Below are 17,151 nucleotides of genomic sequence, written 5' to 3' on the forward strand. Positions count from 1 at the left end.
GGGGCGGGCGCGGGTTACCCCTGCGCCCGCCCCGGTTCCGTCCGTGCGTGTCAGGCGCTGCGGGTGTCCTTCGCGCGGGCCTTCAGGGCCCGGAGCACGCCGTCGCGTCCCTCGGCCACCAGACGGCGCAGCGACGCCGGGTGTCCCGCGCCGGCCAGCCAGGCGTCGGTCGCGGCCACCGTGTCCTCCGAGACCAGGTACGCCGGGTACGCCAGCTGGGTGAACTCCTGCGCCGGCTCGCTGTCCCGGTTGGCCCAGACCTGCGCCACGGTGGCGAAGTACCGCTCCCGGTACGGCGCGACCAGCTCTACCTGCGTCGGGTGCGCGAAACCCTGGAGCAGCGCCCGGTTACGCCAGTTCGGCAGCGCCGCCGCCCCGGTGAGCTGGGCCCAGACCGCGGCCTTGTTCTCCGGCGTCGGCACCAGCGCGTGCGCGTACGCCGCCTCCCGCTCGCCGCTGGCCGTCTTGTCCCGGGCCAGCTCGGCCTCGATCTCGGCGGCCCCGGCCCGACCGTTGGCGGCCAGCGACTGGAGCAGCGACCAGCGCAGCTCGGTGTCGATGGTGAGCCCGGTCGGCACGTTCGACCCGTCCAGCCAGCCGCGCAGGGTGGCCAGGTCCTCGGCGGAGCGGGCCGCCGAGGCGTACGTCCGCGCCCAGGTGAGCTGGAAGCCGCTGCCCGGCTCGGCGGCCTGCATCGCCGTCTTGGCGGTGCGGGCCAGCTCCGCCCAGCCGGTCGGGGCCCACGCCGGGTCGGCGTAGAAGATCAGCGTGCTGGCCGCCTGCCGGAGCGTCGCGGTGACCAGGTTGATGTCGGTCTCGGCGGGCAGTCCGGCGAGCACCAGCGCGACGTAGTCGCGGGCGGCGAGTTCCGCGTCCCGGACCATGTCCCAGGCGGCGGTCCAGCACAGCGCCCGGGCCAGCGACGACTCGAACCCGGCGATGTGCTGCACCACGATGGACATCGACCGCTCGTCGAGGCGCAGCTTGGCGTAGGTGAGGTCGTCGTCGTTGAGCAGCAGCACGTCGGCGGCCGGCTGCCCGTGCAGCGCGGTGAGCTCGGTGCGCTCGCCGGTCACGTCGACCTCGAGCCGGTCCCGGCGTACCAGCCGGCCGTCGGTCAGTTCGTAGAGGCCCACGCCGATCCGGTGGGTCCGCAGCGTCGGGTGCCCGGCGGGGGCGTCCTGGTGGACCACCACCCGCTCGTAGCTGCCGTCGGCGCCGATGGCGACCTCCGGCCGCAGCGTGTTGACCTGGGCGGTCTCCAGCCACTGGGCGGCGAACTTGCGCAGCTCGCGGCCGGAGGCGGTCTCCAGCTCGGAGAGCAGGTCGTCGAAGGTGGCGTTGCCCCACGCGTGCTTGCCGAAGTAGCTGCGCAGGCCGTCCCGGAACGGCTCGATCCCGACGTACGCGACGAGCTGCTTGAGCACGCTGGCGCCCTTGGCGTACGTGATGCCGTCGAAGTTGACCTCGACCGCCTCGACGTCCGGCATCTCGCAGTAGACCGGGTGGGTGGAGGAGAGCTGGTCCTGGCGGTAGCCCCAGTTCTTCCGGACGGAGAGGAACGTCGTCCAGGCGTCGGTGAACCGGGTGGCGTGGGTGTTGCACCAGTGGCTGGCCCACTCGGCGAACGACTCGTTCAGCCACAGGTCGTTCCACCAGCGCATGGTGACCAGGTCACCGAACCACATGTGCGCCAGCTCGTGCAGGATCGTGTTGGCGCGCTGCTCGTACTCGTAGTCGGTGACCTGCGAGCGGAAGATGTAGTGCGACTCGGCGTGCGTGACGCAGCCGAAGTTCTCCATCGCTCCGGCGTTGAAGTCCGGCACCCAGAGCTGGTCGTACTTCGGCAGCGGGTACCGCACCCCGAACTGCTCGTGGAAGAAGTCGAAGCCCTGCCGGGTGACCAGGAACAGGTCGTCCGTGTCGAGGTACTGCGCCATCGACGCCCGTACGAACAGGCCCAGGTCGATGCCGTCGTGGCTCTCCCGCACCTCGTGGTAGGGGCCGGCGCAGAGTGCGGTGATGTAGGTGCTCATCCGCGCGGACTCGGCGAAGTGGACGGTCTTGCACCCGTCGGCGGCCGGTTCCTCCCGCTCGACCGGCATGTTGGAGACCACCCGCCAGTGCTCCGGGACGGTGGCGTGCCAGGTGTAGACGCTCTTCAGGTCGGGCTGGTCGAAGCAGGCGAAGACGCGCTGCGCGTCGGCCGTCTCGAACTGGCTGTAGAGGTACGTCTCGCCGTCCACCGGGTCGACCGTGCGGTGCAGCCCCTGCCCGCTCGTGGAGTACGCGAAGTCGGCGTCGAGCACCAGCGTGTTCTCCGCGGCCAGGTCGGTCAGCACCAGGCCCTTCTCCGCCGACCAGCCGCCGGTGTCCACGGACGCGCCGTTGAGCGTCGCCGAACGCACCGACTCGGCCGCCACCTCGATGAAGGTGCTCGCGCCCGGCTCGCCGCACCGGAACCGGACCTCGGTCACCGAGTTGAACGTGTGGCCGTCGGCCGGTTGGACCGCCGACGACAGGTCGAGCCTGATGTCGTACCCGGTCACCTCGAGTAGGCGGGCTCGCTCGGCCGCCTCGACCTGCGTCAGGTTGCGCACTCCCGGCACTGTATGTCTCCATCTCACTGTCAAACGGCGTCCTTGCCAGCTTGCCGGCCCGTTGGCCGGACCGACAGCGGATTCGAGTCTTCCATGGAGACGCCCTGTTCCGTGGCGGAGGTTGTCCCCGGTCGGTGGCCGAGGTCACCGTCGAATCCGGTGTCCGGCGGTGGCGCGGGGCGCGAAGATCGAAGAAGGTGCCGCGCCGCCGGCGCGGCCGGGTACCGCGAAGGGAATCACCGTGGCCGAACGCGTCACCGTCGACATGTGGTTCGACCCGACCTGCCCGTGGGCGTGGGTCACCTCCCGCTGGCTGTTGCAGGTCGAGCAGGTCCGTCCCGTGGACGTCCGCTTCCACGTGATGAGCCTGTCGGTCCTGAACGAGGGACGTGAGCTGCCCGAGCGCTACCAGGAGCTGATGCGGTCCGCCTGGGGTCCGGTCCGGGTCTGCGTCGCCGCCGAGCAGAAGTACGGCCCGGAGGTGCTCCGCAAGCTCTACACGGCGCTGGGCACCCGGATCCACCTCGGCGGGGAGCGCAGCCCGGAGACCATCGCCGCGGCGCTGGCCGACGCGGAGCTGGACCCGGCGCTGGCCGCGGCGGCCACCAGCACCGACTACGACGACGCGCTACGGGCCAGCCACCACGCCGGCATGGACCCGGTCGGCTACGACGTGGGCACGCCGGTGATCCACGCCCCCGGCCCGGACGGCAAGCCGGTCGCCTTCTTCGGCCCGGTGGTCACCCCGGCCCCGAAGGGCGAGGCGGCCGGACGGCTCTGGGACGGCGTCCTGCTGGTCGCCGGCACCCCCGGGTTCTTCGAGCTGAAGCGCTCCCGGGACGTCGAGCCCAGCTTCGACTGACCTCGGGCCCCGGCCGTCGCCCGCCGAGGGGACGGCCGGGGGCCGCACCCGGTGTCCGGTACGGGGCCAGAGCTCGTCACCGGCCACCGGCGTGGTCGTTGCACCCGGTGTCGCTCCCGCCGGCCCTTACCGGGCCGTGCCCGACCCGGAGGCATCCTGATGGCGAACCACCGCCGTGTGTCCACCCGTGAGCCCGCCCACCGGGCGGTCGCCGAGCCGGCCGGTGAGTCGTACTGGTCGGTGGACGGGGCGGCCTGGTCGTCGGTGCGGCCAGGCCTGCCCGCGCATCTGGTGGACCTGCTGGCCCCGCCGATCGTGGTGGGGGTGGCGCGGGCGCCCCGTCGGTCGGGGCACCACGTCGGCGGGGGCGTACCGCGCTCCGGGCCGCGGTGACAGGGGCCCGTCCTTTCACCTGGTGGACCCGGTAGCGTCAACGGACATGACGGTCGTGCATCCGATCGCCCGGGCCTGGATCACCACTGGCGGCACCGGCGCGCAGAACTACGACGAGTTCGCCGACGACGCGGAGATCACCGCGATCATCGAGGCGAATCCGCAGAGTGCCCTGGGCATCGAGATGCCCCACCGGGCGCCGGACAGCCTGGGCAAGTCGTTCCTCGACGCCCTGCCGGACGCGGTGGGCCGGCTCGCCGAGGCCAAGGCCGACGGCAGCTACACCCCGGCTGAGCAGGTGGTGGTCCTCTACCGGATCAGCGCGGCGGGGGAGGAGTCCGCGTACGGGATCTTCGCCATGGTCGACACCGACCAGATCTCCACGAGCCGGGACGAACCGGGCCTGGTCATCCGGAACGAGGACGTCTTCATCGCCAAGGTGCGGGAGCGGGTCGCGCTGGCCGAGTCGCTCGGCCACCTGCTCTCGCCGGTGCTGCTGTTGCAGACCGGTACGGGCGAGGAGCTGCACGCCCGGCTCGCCGCGGCCACCGACGCGGCCGGCGCGCCCGCTGCCACCGACACCGACCAGGCCGGGCGTACCCACGCGATCTGGCTGGTCGGCCCGGGTCCGGAGCAGGACGAGCTGACCGCGCTGGCCGGCGGGGGCGAACTTGTCGTCGCGGACGGCAACCACCGCAGCCTGGCCGCGCAGACCGGCGGCCTAACCCGCTTCCTGGCCGTGGTCACCACCCCCCGCTCGGTGGCGATTCAGCCCTACAACCGGCTGGTCAGCGAGCTGACCACCGCCCCGGAGGAGCTGCTCGACCGGCTCCGCGCCACGGGCGCCCAGGTCACCCCGATCGACGGCCCGGTCGAAGTCCCGGCAGCCGGCGGCACCGTGCACCTACGCCTCGCCGGCCGGGGGTACGCGGTCACCCTGCCCCACGACGAGCGGGCCGAACGGTTGGAGAACCTCGACCACGCGCTGGTCGAGCGGCTGCTGCTGCGGGACGCGCTCGGGCTCGACCCGGGTGACAAGCGGATCACCTACGTCGGCGGCGACTACCCGGCGAGCTGGCTGACCGGTGAGGTCGACGCGGGCCGCGCCGAACTGGCCGTCCTGATCGCCCCGGTGACCGTGGACGACTTCGTGGCGGTCAACCTGGCCCGGGAGAAGATGCCCCGCAAGAGCACCTGGTTCACCCCGAAGGCCCGGGGCGGCCTGGTGCTGGCGGAGCTGTCCCGCTGACCCGGACCGGGGACCGGACCGGGGACCGGACCGGGGTGATGTGACGAACCGGCTCCGTGGCGCCGCCCTCGGCGACGCCGCGGAGACCGGCCTGACAGACTGCGCGGTATGCGCGTCTACCTGGGTTCCGACCACGCCGGTTTCGAGTTGAAGGTGCACCTGGCCAGCCACCTCGCCAAGCAGGGGTACGAGCTGGTCGACGTCGGCCCGCACGCCTTCGACCCCGACGACGACTACCCCGCGTTCTGCCTGCACACCGGAGACCGGGTGGTGCAGGATCCGGGCAGCCTGGGGGTGGTCATCGGCGGTTCCGGCAACGGCGAGCAGATCGCCGCGAACAAGATCCACGGGGTGCGGGCCGCGCTCGCCTGGAACATCGACACCGCACAGCTCGCCCGACAGCACAACGACGCCAACGTGGTGGCGGTCGGGGCCCGGCAGCACACCCTGGACGAGGCCACCGCGATCGTCGAGGCGTTTCTCGGTACGCCCTTCTCCGGTAACGAGCGGCACTCCCGTCGGATTGGCCAGGTCGCCGCGTACGAGACCTCGGAGCAACTGCCCGACCTGCCCTGACGACGCACCACCGACCCCGGGGCGGCGCGTCGCCCGCCCCGGGGGGAGCGGCGCGGTCCGGGAGCTTCGTCGGCTGCCCGCGACCGTGAGCCCGGAGCTCAGCGGCCGGGGCGGGGCAGGTCCTCGCGCGGCACCCAGTTACGTCGGATCAGTACCAGCCGGGCCTCGGCCTCGGCCACGTCCTGCTCGGTCGGCCGGCTGGCGTCCCGCGCCCGCAGGGCGGCCGTGATGCGGACCTGTGAGGTGCCGGAACCCACCAGGCTGCGCAGGCCCCGGTCGCCGTCGCGTTCCTCGGGGCCGCTCCGGCGGGTCGGAGTGGGTGGCCCGTCGTGCACCCCGGCGGTCGCCGCCGAACCGCTCGCCTGGCTGCGGTCGGCCCCGGCCGGGTGACGCAGCCGCCGTCGCCGTCGCTCGGTGTCCGCCATCCGCCGACGGTACCGCACCGGGGGTACGCGCGCGGGGGGTGCGGCGCGCGCTGGCTACCCTCGAAAGGGACAGAACGATCCGCAGCGCGCCCATCACGGTGGCGTGGTGGTGGCCGGCGACCCCGGCGTCAGGGAGGAAACAAGATGTCAGACCAGACCCAGCCGTGGGCGGAGCGGACCGTCGAGGTGCCGAAGGACTCCGGCCCGGTGGTTCCTCCCCAGCGGGACGGATTCCAGCGGGGGGTGGCGTCGGTCGGCCGGCCCAAGACGTCGCGCACCGAGCCCTTCCCCGTGGTCGAGCAGGAGCCGACGGGCTGGTTCTCGCCGGGCCCCAGTCGCCCGCTGAGCTGGTACCTGGCGCAGTGGCGCAACGGGGCGGAGTGGACCGCCGCCGGTGGCCTCTTCGCCTTCGTCTGCTGGGGGATCTGGGCGATCTCCTCCCGGGGCGACCTGACCTCCCCGGTGGTGACCTTCCTGCTGACCCTCCTGGTCGCCGGTGGCCTCTTCGCGCTGGCCCGGCTGCTCGGACGGCTGGTCTGGGAGCGGCAGCTCGGCCGGGTGCGGCGCAGCGCCCGGGGGGCCCATGCGGTGACCGCGATCTTCCTGGTCGGTGTCGGGATCGCCTACCTTCAGCAGACCGACTGGGTGGTCTCGGCCTGGAACTGGGTCACCGGCGGCTGACCGGCCACCGGCGACCGGCGTGACGCCCGGGTAGGTCGGCATCCGTGCCGCCCCGCCCGGGCGTCGTCGTCGCGGCCCACCGCGACAGCGGTCCTCCTCCACCAGGTCGACCGGGCTTACCCGGCCGACCGCAGTTCATCCCACCGGGCCCGTCGGGGGGTGGTGGGCGGTAGCAGGGGTCCCCTGTTACCGCTTTTTGCCGAGCAGGGGACCCCTGCAAACACCCAAACCCAAACACCCAAACCCCAAACCCCAAACCCAAGCACCCGAGCGGTCAGCCGGTGGGGGCGGTGCAGGGGGCTCCTGCGCAGGTGTCGACCAGTTCGCCGGTGTCGAGGAAGTTCGCGATCATCGCCCGGATCTGCGGTGAGTTGGCGGGGTGCCCGTGCGGGTCGGGGCCCTCGCGGGGCGGGGTGTTGCCGGCCGGGGGCGCCGGTGAGCCGCTGTCGACCATGACCAGCGCGCTACCGGCGTGGGGCAGCGCCGGGACCGCCGGGATGCCCCAGAACGGTACGACGTCGGCGCTCCGTCCGGCCGCCAGCGCCGGGGTACGCAGGCGGGCCCCGATGGTGCGGGCCTGCACCTCGGTCGCGACGTTGGCCACCTGGTGGTCCCCGAACGCCTCGACCATGATCACCCGCTTGGTCGGGGTGCCGGGCAGTGGGTCGCGGGTCAGGTGGTGCAGGTAGCCGTTCGCCTCCCCTCGGTCCCAGAGCATCTGGGCCAGGGCCAGGCAGAGCTGGCGGTCGACCGGGTCGGGGTAGGCATTGTGGAAGACCGGGTGGAACTGGTCGAAGTCGACGCTGCGATCCAGCAGTGTGGAGTAGTTCGCCGCCGGTACGCCGAGGGAGCAGCGGGTGAAGTCGGTGGCGACGGCGCAGAGTGCCCCGCCGAGGATCCCGCCCTGGCTGTTGCCGAGGTAGACGAGTTGCCCGGCGCCGGAGCGGGTGAGCGGTCCGGTCTCGTCCCGGAAGGCGTCGCGGACGGTGAGGCCCCGGGCGTGGATCAGGGCCCGGCCGAGGTAGAGGAAGTTCAGGAAGGACTGCTGGGTCCGGTCCGGGATCGAGCCGAACTGCGAGAAGTCGCCGAGGGAGCGGGCGACGTTCGGGATGTCCCCGGTCGCCATGCCGATCCACGGCGTGGCGCAGAGCATCGAGTTGGACTCGCGGGCGTACTGCTTGAGTTTGCGGGAGTCGATCTCGGTGGGGGAGCCGAGCAGGCCGTGACCGTACAGGGCCGGTCGAGCCGGGGTGGCGGCGCTCGCCGAGCGGGGGATGTTGCAGTAGAACTTCGCCGAGATGGCCAGGTCGCGTCGTTCGGGCAGCCCGTCCGGGCCGTAGTTCAGCCGGGAACCGGGTAGGCCGAGCGTGGTGTCGAGGTAGTTCGGCACCCGTACGGTCGCCTCGACCTGCCGGCGGACGTCCGGGTCCTGTTCGGCGGTGTAGTCGGTGACCCGGTCGACGGTGACCGTCGGGGCGAGCGTGCCGAGCTGGCCGAACGCGTCGTCCCGCATGTGCCGGATCCGTTCGGTCAGGCTGCGCCCGCTGGCCACCGTGAAGTCCCACGCGAGATACAGGCTGGCCCGGTCGACACCGGCGGTGTCCAGCGCGCCGATCGCGCGCTGCGCGTACTCCCAGCGGCGGTGCAGTGCCGGGTCGGCCGGTGCGGTGGGCGCCCGCAGCGTGGCGAACAGGTCCGACGCCGGGATCGACGTGCCGGCGGAGTCGCGCAGGTGCCGCAGGCCCACCGCGTACCGGGTGTTCTCGTCGAGGTTGCGGGCCGGTCGGATGACCAGCACCTGGCGGTCCGGGTTGTCGGCGGCGTTCGCGTCGAGTTCGGCCCAGTAGGGGTGCCGCTCCCCGGTGCGGGTGTTGACCAGCACGATCGGGGCGTCCGGCGCGAGGGAGCGGCCGATGTCGGTGGCCGGGGCGATTCCGGAGACCGTCGGGTCCAATCCCGGTATCCGGGTGAGCAACATCGATCCGGGGGAGAATCCGTCGTTGCGGTTCCAGTCCGTCGGGTCGATGTTGGTGCCGAAGATGTTCTCCGGCATCGTGGAGCGCTGGAGGTCGACCCGGATTCCGGTGTCGGTGGCCGGGTCGGCCACGGTGTGGAGATCGCTGGGGAACGGCAGCAGGCAGGCGGTCGGGTCGACCGGGTCACAGCCGTCGGCGAGACTCACGGCGGCCGTGTCGGTGGGGGCCGCCAGGGGTGTGGCGAGCGCCGGTGCGGGGACGGCGGCGGTCGGTCCGGCGAGTAGCAGGGCCAGGACGGCGGCGCGGAGCGCGGTACGCGTACGTCGGGGACGCATGGGACCCTCCGGGAGCGGGTGGCCGGCAGGTTACGCCCATCACACCCCGTATAGCGATTAACGTCAATACGTAACGCCGGGTCGATCGCGGCTCGCTGGTGAACGTTCGGGCGGGTCGGCTCGTGGTATGACGAATCCGGAATAGTCGCCATCCATTGTTAATCATCGATGAAAAGCCGTAGGCTTCGGCCATCGTGACTCCGGCACGCCAGCGGCGTGCCACCCCCAGGTCCGGGAGGCTCCCATGGCACGTTGGCGCAGATTCCTCCACCGCACAGCGGTCGTACTGGCGGCGGTGACCGTCGGCTCGTTCGTCGTGACGGCTCCGGCCGCCGCCCAGCCCGAGGGCGACATCGCGCCGCAGGTCGTCGGCGGCACCCCGGCCGCCCAGGGCGAGTTCCCGTGGATGGTCCGGCTCTCGATGGGCTGTGGTGGCTCGCTCTACAGCCGGAACCTGGTGCTGACCGCGGCGCACTGCGTCGGCGGGACCGGCGCGAACACCAGCATCACCGCCACCCTCGGGGTCGTCGACCTCCAGTCGGCCAGCCGGATCACGGTCCGCTCGAACTACGTCTACCGGGCGCCCGGCTACAACGGCTCCGGCAAGGACTGGGCGCTGATCCGACTCGCCACCCCGGTCACCACGCTGCCGACCCTGAAGATCGCGAACACCACCGCGTACGACAGCGGGACGTTCACGGTGGCCGGCTGGGGCGCCAACCGTGAGGGCGGGGCGCAGCAGCGCTACCTGCTCAAGGCGAACGTGCCGTTCGTCAGCGACGCCACCTGCCAGTCCAACTACGGCGGCGACATCATCCCGGCCGAGGAGATCTGCGCCGGCTACGCCAGCGGTGGGGTGGACACCTGTCAGGGTGACTCCGGTGGCCCGATGTTCCGCCGGGACGCCAGCAACGCCTGGATCCAGATCGGCATCGTGAGCTGGGGCTACGGCTGTGCCCGCGCGGGCTACCCCGGCGTCTACACGCAGGTGAGCTACTTCTCTTCGGCGATCGCTTCGGCGGCGGCCGGCCTCGGTGGCTGACCGCCGGTGACCGGCGCGTCCGGCCGGTCGGGCAGGTCGGGCTGATTCGTACGGTGGCCCGGTCGACGGAACTCCCGTCGACCGGGCTGCCGGTGTGTCCAGAGGGTGATCCGGGCGTCCCTGTGCGAGGGAGTTCCGTCCCAAAAGTCCCGTCACTGAAAGTTACATATTCCCATACTTCAATGACTCATCTAATGTCCCTGCCCAGCGGGGAGTGATATCGATCACCCGCGATCGATGTCGGTGTCCGGGCCGGCCCGGACACGGGACGTTGGAGGGCGGCATGAGACCCGGTGACACCGGCTCCGCGATACCGGTCCACGCCGCCGACGGCCTCACCTACCGGTACGCCGTGGCCCGCCCGGTGGCCCGTGCTTCCGCCGACCGTGCCCCCACCGACCACGCCCCCGCCGACCACGCCCCCGCCGGTCGGGTCGCCGACGCGTTGTTGGCCCTCGACCACGCTGCCGTCGACCACGCTGCCGACCACGCCGCCCTCGACCACGCGACCGACCACGCGACCGATCCCGCGACCGATCCCGCGACCGATCCCGCGACCGATCCCGTGACCGATCACGCCGCCCTCGACCACGCGGCCGATCACGCCGCCGTCGCGCTGCTGGCCGCCGTCGAACTGGTCGACCGGCTCGGCCGGGAACTGCCCGTCCGGGTGCTGACCGGCGCGGAGACCCTGGACCTATGCGAGTGGCCGGCAGACCTGTGCCGGCTCCCCGGCGGACCGGCCCGGGCCGCGGTCCGGTCGCTGGCCGCCCGTACGGCGTCGCGCGACGATCCCCGGCCCGCCCCGGGGCCATCCGTCGAGGGCGACCGCCCCGGCCCGCTGGTCGTGCTCCTCGACGGTGACGCCCGCACCGACCTGGCCGCCGTACCGGTGCTGGTCGGCGCGACGGTGACCGCCGACGGGGTCACCGTCGTGGTCCGCTGCGCCCCCGCCGACCCGTGGTCGGTGAGCGTCCCGGCGGTGGCCGAGATCTTCGCCGAGGTGTTCGCCGCGCTGTTGGCTGACCCCGGGCTGCCGTCCGGCCGGGCCCCGGCGGTCGGCCCGGCGACCCGGACGCTGGCGCTCGGCCGGCTGGCCGGGCGACCCGTCGACGACGCACCCTTCCGGGCGATTCCCGCCATGATCGAGGAGCGGGTGGACCGGCACCCGGACCGGCCCGCCGTCTCCTTCCGGGGCCGGCGGCTCAGCTACCGCCAGCTCGACGAGCTGGCCAACGGCTTCGCCGCCGCGCTCGCCGCCCGGGGCGTGGCCCGTGGTGACGTGGTGCCCGTCCTGCTCGCCGACGGGCTGGAACTGCCGGTGGCGTACCTGGCGCTGATGAAGCTCGGGGCGGCGTTCGTCCCCTTCGACCCGGGCTGGCCCGCCGACCGGCTGCGGGCCGCGCTGGCAGTGGTCCAGCCCCGGCTGGTGGTCACCGGCCCCAGCCGATCCGGCCCGCCGCCCGCACCGGACGGCCTGTCGCTCGCCCAGGCCGACCCGTCGCCCGACCCCGCCGGCCTGTCGCTCGCCCAGGCCCGCGCGTCGTCCGCCCAGGCCGGCCCGTCGCCCGACCCGGACGCCCTGGTGTCCGCCCTGGCCGGAGCCGTCGCCGACCCGGTGGCCGGCGGCGTTGCGGGTGGCGTGCCGACGGTGCCGGTACGGCTGGACGCGATCACGCCCACCGTCGTCCGCCCCGGTGTGCCGGTCGGGCCCGACGACCTGATCTACGGGATCTTCACCTCCGGCACTACCGGCACTCCGAAGTGCGCGATGAACCGGCACGCCGGACTCGCCAACCGGTTCCGCTTCATGACCCGCTGGTTCCGGGCCACCGGGGACGAGGTGGTGCTCCAGAACAGCCGGCACACCTTCGACTCCTCGGTGTGGCAGTTGTTCTGGCCGCTCACCATCGGTGGCCGGGTGGTCGTGCCGGTGCAGGGCGGTTTCCTTGACGTGGCGGCCACCGTCCGCACCATCGCCGACGAGCGGGTCACGGTGACCGACTTCGTACCGAGCATCCTCGGTCTGCTGGTGGCCATGGTGGACCGGGATCCCGACGTCCGCCGGGCGATCGGCACCCTCCGTCACCTGATCGTGGGCGGGGAGGAGATCGATCCGTCCACCGTGCACCGACTCGGCGAGCTGCTGCCGGCCATCGCGGTCACCAACGGGTACGGCCCGACCGAGGCGTCCATCGGCATGGTCTTCCATCCGGTGACCACCGCCGACGGCGACGCCATCCCGATCGGCCGCCCGATCGACAACTGCTACGCGGCGGTGGTCGACGCCGAGCTGCGTCCGCTGCCGCCCGGCGCGGTCGGCGAGATCGTCATCGGTGGGGTCTGCCTCGGCGCGGGCTACCTCGGCGCGCCGGCGCGCACCGCCGAGGTGTTCGTGTCCAACCCGCTGCCGGAGATTCCCGGTTGGCGGCTGTACCGCACCGGCGACCTGGGTCGCCTCGACGCGGACGGGCGGCTGCACTTCGCCGGCCGCCGGGACTTCCAGCTCAAGGTCAACGGCGTCCGGATCGAGGCCGGTGAGATCGAGACCGCGGCGACCCGGTTCCCCGGGATCCACCAGGCCAAGGTCATCGTGGCCTGGGACGGCGGCACCCGGTCCCTGGCCCTCTTCGTCGCCGCCGACCGCGAGGTGCCCGGGCCGGCGCTGCGCGAACACCTGCGCCGGCTGCTGCCCCGGACCAGCGTGCCCCGGCACCTGGTGGTCCTCGACACCCTCCCGCTGACCCGTAACGGCAAGGTGGACCGGCGGGCGTTGCAGGCCCGCCTCGCCGAGATGCTCCAGGAACAGGCCACCCGGCTCGCCGGCGGTGACGGTGGCGGCTCGCTGCCGGACGCGGTGCTGGCGGTGTTTCGGGCCGTCCTCGGCCAGCCCGACCTCGATCCCGACACCGACTTCATCGACGCCGGGGGCGACTCGCTCCAGGCCCTCGCGGTCACCACCGCGCTCGCCGGGGAACACGGTGTCCCGATCGGCGTCCAGGATCTCTTCGACCACCCCACCCCCAGCCGGTTGGCCGGCCTGCTCGCCCGGCGTCGGCGCGTCCCGGTCGAGCCGGAGGCGGACCTCGTCGCGCGGGACGCCCGTCTCCCCGTCGACCTGTTGGTCCGCGCTGCCGACCCGCGCCGCGAGATCCGCAGTGTGCTGGTCACCGGGGCCACCGGCTTCGTCGGCAGCCGCCTGGTGCACGAACTGCTCACCACCACCGACGTACGGGTGCACTGCCTGACCCGCGCCACGGACGACGCCGACGCCACCGCCCGGGTGGTGCGCACTCTGGTCGACCGGGGTCTGTGGGCGCCGCACCTGGCCGACCGGCTCGCCGGCTACGCGGCCGACCTGGCCCGGCCCGCCGTCGGACTCGACGAGCGGACCTGGGCGTACCTGACCGGTGACTGTGACCTGGTGCTGCACGTGGGCGCGCTGGTCAACTTCCTCTTCGACTACCGGGCCCACCGGCTGGCCAACGTACGCGGCACCGCAGAACTGCTCCGGCTGGCCATGCAGGACCGGCCGAAGCCGCTGCACCACGTCTCCACCCTCGGCGTCCTCGACACCGAGGCTGCCCGGCACCGGATGCCGCTGGCCGAGACCTTCGACCCGGCCGCCGCCACCGCGCCGACCAGCGGCTACAGCCGCTCCAAGTGGGTGGCCGAGCGCTACCTGACCGCCGCCCGCCGCCGGGGCGCGGTGGTCACCCTGCTGCGCCTCGGTGAGGTCATGCCGGCGGGCGACAACGGGACGCCGAACCGGCGGGCTCTCACCCACCTGCTCCTCGCCGCCTGCCACCGGCTCGGCATGTGGCCCGACGCGCCGGTCCGCTCCGACTGGACCCCGGTCGACTACGCGGCCCGCCGAATCGTCGCCAGCGTCGCCGACCGGAGCACCTGGGGACGGGCGCTGCACGTGCTGCACCCGCGCAGCGTCGACTTCACCGGGCCGCCGCCCGGTGCCGCCGTACCCCGGGTGAGCTGCGCCCAGTTCGTCGCCGCGCTGCGCGACGCGGTGACCGACGGCGACCGGGACGCGGCGGCGCTGCTGGCGCTCTTCCCGACCCGGCTCGGCGCGGACGAGGAACAGCTCCGGGCGGTCTTCGCCGCGCTGCTCACCGACAACCCCCGACTGTTCCGTCGGGACGAGTGTGCACGGCTGGAACGCCGGCACGGCCTCACCGACGGGGACCTCGGCCCGTCGGTCGACGCGTACCGGAGATGGCTGACCGGGCAGGACCGGACCGGCGGGGAACTGACCCCGTTGCCAGCAGCGTGACGAAAGGGACATGCGCATGCGCTATCGCAGGTTGGGTCGCCTCGGCTGGGAGGTCAGCGAGGTCGGGTACGGGATGTGGGGCATCGGCGGCGGTCCCGGCGGCTTCACCGGCTGGGACTACGACGTTGCCCCCCGGTGCCTGGACGAGGCGGTGGAGCAGGGCTGCAACTTCTTCGACACCGCCTGGGTGTACGGCCGGGGCGTCAGCGAACGTCTCCTCGGCGACCTGCTGCGCCGCCACCCCGACCGGCGGCTCCACGTGGCCACCAAGATCCCGCCGAAGAACCGGGAGTGGCCGCCCGGCCCACAGGACACCCTGGACGACGTCTTCCCGGCCGACCACATCCGCGAGTACGCCCGGCACAGCCTGGACAACCTGGGCGTGGAGCGGATCGACCTGCTGCAGTTCCACGTCTGGGAGGACCGCTGGGCCGCCGACGGACGCTGGCAGGAGACGATCGCCGACCTCAAGCGGGAGGGACTGGTCGACGGGGTGGGCATCAGCGTCAATCGCTGGGAGCCGACCAACTGCCTGGCCGCCCTGGACACCGGCCTGATCGACGTCGTCCAGGTCATCTACAACATCTTCGACCAGGCCCCCGAGGACGAGCTGTTCCACCGGGCGCGGCGCGACGACATCGGCATCATCGCCCGGGTCCCGTTCGACGAGGGCACCCTCACCGGCACCCTCACCGCCGAAACCACCTGGCCGCCGGAGGACTGGCGCAACACCTACTTCGGACCGGAGAACCTGCTGCCCAGCGTGGCCCGCGCGGAGAAGCTCGCCGCCGACGTGCCGCCCGGGACGACCATGCCGGAGCTGGCGCTCCGCTTCATCCTGCACCACCCGGCGGTGAGCACGGTGATCCCCGGCATGCGCCGGCCGGAGCACGTCCGGGCCAACCTGGCGGTCAGCGACGGCCAGCCGCTCGATGCGGACCTGCTGGCCCGGCTCCGCGCCCACCGCTGGGACCGCCAACCGACGTGGTGGTCGCAGTGAGCCCGGCGACCCCGGGGCGGCCGGGAGGCTGCGCGCCGCCGCCCGGTGTGCCCGTCCGGACCGGCCCGCGCCGCCCGGCCGCGCCCACTCCACCCACCCGCCCCGCCCGACGGCTCGCGCCGGTGGGGGCGGTATGGCGCTGATCGCCATGTGGGCGCATCCCCGGGCGGTCTCCACCGCCTTCCTGCGGATGATGATCGCCCGGGGCGACGTCACGGTGGTGCACGAACCCCTGGTGACCCTGGTGGACACCGGCCGGGTCGAGTTGCCCGCCGCTGACGGGGGCACGGTGACGGTCACCAGCCCCGACGAGGTCACCGCACACCTGCTCGAGCTGGGCCGGGACCGCCCGGTCTTCGTCAAGGACACCCTCGAGTACCGGTACGCGCACCTCTTCGACGCCCCGGAGCGGATCGCCGACGTCACGCACACCTTCCTGGTGCGTCACCCGGCCCGGACGATCAGCTCGCACTACGCGATCAAACCCACGGTGGCCTGCCACGAGATCGGCTACGAGCACCAGTGGGAGCTGTTCGAGCTGGTCCGGGCGACCGCGCACCGGCCGCCGGTGGTGCTCTCGGCCGAGGCGCTGCTGGGCGACCCGTCCCGGGCGGTGGCGGCCTGGTGCGCGGCGGTCGACCTGCCGTACCGGCCGGAGGCGTTGACCTGGGCCCCCGGGGACCGTACGGAGTGGGCCCGTACCCGCGTCTGGCACCTGGACGTCGAACGCACCTCCGGCTTCCAGCCGGTGGCGAAGGACTTCCCGACGACGGTGGCGAACAACGCCACCCTGCGCGCGTACTACGACCACCACCACCCCTTCTACCAGCGCCTCATCCAGCACGCCATCCCGGTCGAGGAGCCGTCATGACCAGTGTCAGCGCGTCGCCCGTCACCCGATCGCCCGGCGAGGAGTTCGCGGCGGCTTACGCCGCTGACCCGGCCGGTGCCGTGGTCCGCTTCGACTTCACCATCACCGACGCCTTCCAGCCCACCAAGGAACGACCCCGGGTCACCGTCCGCAACCTGTTCCGGAAGCGGTCGGTCGGGACGGAGCCGGTCCGGTTCTGGTGCGAGGGCCGGCCGGACGCCAGCGAGGCGGCGACGGTGCACGAGTCGGACCTGCGTCGGGAGGCCGCCTTCCGGTTCGGCATGGCCGAGGCCGGCGTGCACCCGATCCGGGCCTGGGTGCAGATCCCCGAGGAACTGGCGAAGGACCCGGAGGGGCTGGCGGTCTTCGTCGACTACCGGCTGCTGGTCCGGCTCGCCACCGCCGAGAACCAGGCGCTCACCATCGGCGAGCACGGGCTGCTCCGGCACCCGGAGATCGCGAAGTTGCCGTACCGGCACGACTACCTCACCGGACTGCTGGCCGCCTGCGACGAGATCGAGCAGACCGGGGCCACCCCGCACGCGATGATCGTCAATCCCCGGGACTACTACACCCACCTACTCGGCCGGGGCGGCCTGCTCGACGACCTGGCCCGCAACGGCGTCCAGATCTCCCGTACCCGGATGGTGGCGCCGGGGGAGGCGGTGGTGGGGGACTTCGCGATGGCCGCCCGGCTGCTCGACGCGGGGCGCTCGGCGATCCGGATCGCCATACCGCCGCCCGGCACCTTCGCCACCGACGGCCCGGCGGTCTGCGCGGAGATCCACGAAGGACTCGCCATCCACCTGCCGACCCACTTCTTCCACGTCGTCCCCGCCTAGGAGAGGCCCGC

At 72.9% G+C, this 17,151-nt stretch carries 13 protein-coding genes; 10 read left to right on the plus strand and 3 right to left on the minus strand.

Features of this window, described 5'->3' with window-relative positions; genetic code table 11:
* Positions 1-50 precede the first annotated feature (50 nt).
* On the minus strand, positions 51-2,600 hold the full coding sequence (gene pepN, locus GA0074692_RS31835; protein ID WP_091651633.1) for an aminopeptidase N: 2,550 nt from the start codon (positions 2,598-2,600) through the stop codon (positions 51-53).
* A 241-nt stretch (positions 2,601-2,841) separates the two neighbouring features.
* Here pepN and GA0074692_RS31840 point away from each other — a divergent pair, with 241 nt between their 5' ends.
* The 4 genes from GA0074692_RS31840 (at position 2,842) to GA0074692_RS31855 (ending at position 5,680) form a co-directional block, all read left to right on the plus strand.
* Positions 2,842-3,462, plus strand: coding sequence for a DsbA family protein (locus GA0074692_RS31840; protein WP_091654422.1), 621 nt, complete (start codon positions 2,842-2,844; stop codon positions 3,460-3,462).
* 177 nt (positions 3,463-3,639) lie between these two features.
* Entirely contained in the window at positions 3,640-3,855 is a 216-nt protein-coding gene (locus GA0074692_RS31845; protein ID WP_141725460.1) for a hypothetical protein, read from the plus strand.
* A 46-nt stretch (positions 3,856-3,901) separates the two neighbouring features.
* Entirely contained in the window at positions 3,902-5,104 is a 1,203-nt protein-coding gene (locus GA0074692_RS31850) for a DUF1015 family protein (protein ID WP_091651639.1), read from the plus strand.
* Positions 5,105-5,212: 108 nt separating this feature from the next.
* Positions 5,213-5,680 carry a ribose-5-phosphate isomerase gene (locus tag GA0074692_RS31855; protein WP_091651641.1) on the plus strand — a complete coding sequence of 156 codons (468 nt, stop codon included), beginning with the start codon at positions 5,213-5,215 and terminating at the stop codon, positions 5,678-5,680.
* Between the two features lie 98 nt (positions 5,681-5,778).
* Here the strand turns inward: GA0074692_RS31855 and GA0074692_RS31860 are convergent, their stop codons facing one another.
* Positions 5,779-6,105: a hypothetical protein gene (locus GA0074692_RS31860; protein WP_091651645.1), complete on the minus strand. Its 327-nt coding sequence runs from the start codon at positions 6,103-6,105 to the stop codon at positions 5,779-5,781.
* 144 nt (positions 6,106-6,249) lie between these two features.
* Here GA0074692_RS31860 and GA0074692_RS31865 point away from each other — a divergent pair, with 144 nt between their 5' ends.
* A complete protein-coding gene (locus tag GA0074692_RS31865) occupies positions 6,250-6,786 on the plus strand; it encodes a hypothetical protein (protein WP_091651649.1) in 537 nt (178 codons plus the stop codon).
* Between the two features lie 274 nt (positions 6,787-7,060).
* Here GA0074692_RS31865 and GA0074692_RS31870 read toward each other — a convergent pair whose 3' ends face one another.
* On the minus strand, positions 7,061-9,097 hold the full coding sequence (locus tag GA0074692_RS31870; protein WP_091651652.1) for a hypothetical protein: 2,037 nt from the start codon (positions 9,095-9,097) through the stop codon (positions 7,061-7,063).
* 244 nt (positions 9,098-9,341) lie between these two features.
* Between GA0074692_RS31870 and GA0074692_RS31875 the strand changes: the two genes are divergently transcribed.
* The 5 genes from GA0074692_RS31875 (at position 9,342) to GA0074692_RS31895 (ending at position 17,140) form a co-directional block, all read left to right on the plus strand.
* The gene (locus tag GA0074692_RS31875; protein WP_091651654.1) at positions 9,342-10,139 is read left to right on the plus strand and encodes a S1 family peptidase; all 798 of its coding nucleotides are present in this window, start codon (positions 9,342-9,344) and stop codon (positions 10,137-10,139) included.
* A gap of 283 nt (positions 10,140-10,422) precedes the next feature.
* Entirely contained in the window at positions 10,423-14,427 is a 4,005-nt protein-coding gene (locus tag GA0074692_RS31880; protein WP_091651658.1) for a non-ribosomal peptide synthetase, read from the plus strand.
* 16 nt (positions 14,428-14,443) lie between these two features.
* Entirely contained in the window at positions 14,444-15,427 is a 984-nt protein-coding gene (locus GA0074692_RS31885; RefSeq protein ID WP_091654424.1) for an aldo/keto reductase, read from the plus strand.
* A gap of 133 nt (positions 15,428-15,560) precedes the next feature.
* A complete protein-coding gene (locus GA0074692_RS31890; RefSeq protein WP_091651662.1) occupies positions 15,561-16,298 on the plus strand; it encodes a sulfotransferase-like domain-containing protein in 738 nt (245 codons plus the stop codon).
* Positions 16,295-17,140: a family 3 encapsulin nanocompartment shell protein gene (locus tag GA0074692_RS31895; RefSeq protein WP_091651664.1), complete on the plus strand. Its 846-nt coding sequence runs from the start codon at positions 16,295-16,297 to the stop codon at positions 17,138-17,140. The genes GA0074692_RS31890 and GA0074692_RS31895 overlap by 4 nt, the downstream gene beginning before the upstream one ends.
* Positions 17,141-17,151: the final 11 nt, after the last annotated feature.

This window comes from Micromonospora pallida (assembly GCF_900090325.1).
GTDB lineage: Bacteria > Actinomycetota > Actinomycetes > Mycobacteriales > Micromonosporaceae > Micromonospora > Micromonospora pallida.

Bases quoted from the DNA above. Each gene is read 5' to 3' on its own strand.
- GA0074692_RS31865 (WP_091651649.1), top strand. From the start codon at position 6,250: ATGTCAGACCAGACCCAGCCGTGGGCGGAGCGGACCGTCGAGGTGCCG.
- GA0074692_RS31885 (WP_091654424.1), top strand. From the start codon at position 14,444: ATGCGCTATCGCAGGTTGGGTCGCCTCGGCTGGGAGGTCAGCGAGGTC.
- GA0074692_RS31855 (WP_091651641.1), top strand. From the start codon at position 5,213: ATGCGCGTCTACCTGGGTTCCGACCACGCCGGTTTCGAGTTGAAGGTG.
- GA0074692_RS31875 (WP_091651654.1), top strand. From the start codon at position 9,342: ATGGCACGTTGGCGCAGATTCCTCCACCGCACAGCGGTCGTACTGGCG.
- GA0074692_RS31880 (WP_091651658.1), top strand. From the start codon at position 10,423: ATGAGACCCGGTGACACCGGCTCCGCGATACCGGTCCACGCCGCCGAC.
- GA0074692_RS31850 (WP_091651639.1), top strand. From the start codon at position 3,902: ATGACGGTCGTGCATCCGATCGCCCGGGCCTGGATCACCACTGGCGGC.
- GA0074692_RS31870 (WP_091651652.1), bottom strand. From the start codon at position 9,097: ATGCGTCCCCGACGTACGCGTACCGCGCTCCGCGCCGCCGTCCTGGCC.
- GA0074692_RS31860 (WP_091651645.1), bottom strand. From the start codon at position 6,105: ATGGCGGACACCGAGCGACGGCGACGGCGGCTGCGTCACCCGGCCGGG.
- GA0074692_RS31895 (WP_091651664.1), top strand. From the start codon at position 16,295: ATGACCAGTGTCAGCGCGTCGCCCGTCACCCGATCGCCCGGCGAGGAG.
- GA0074692_RS31890 (WP_091651662.1), top strand. From the start codon at position 15,561: ATGGCGCTGATCGCCATGTGGGCGCATCCCCGGGCGGTCTCCACCGCC.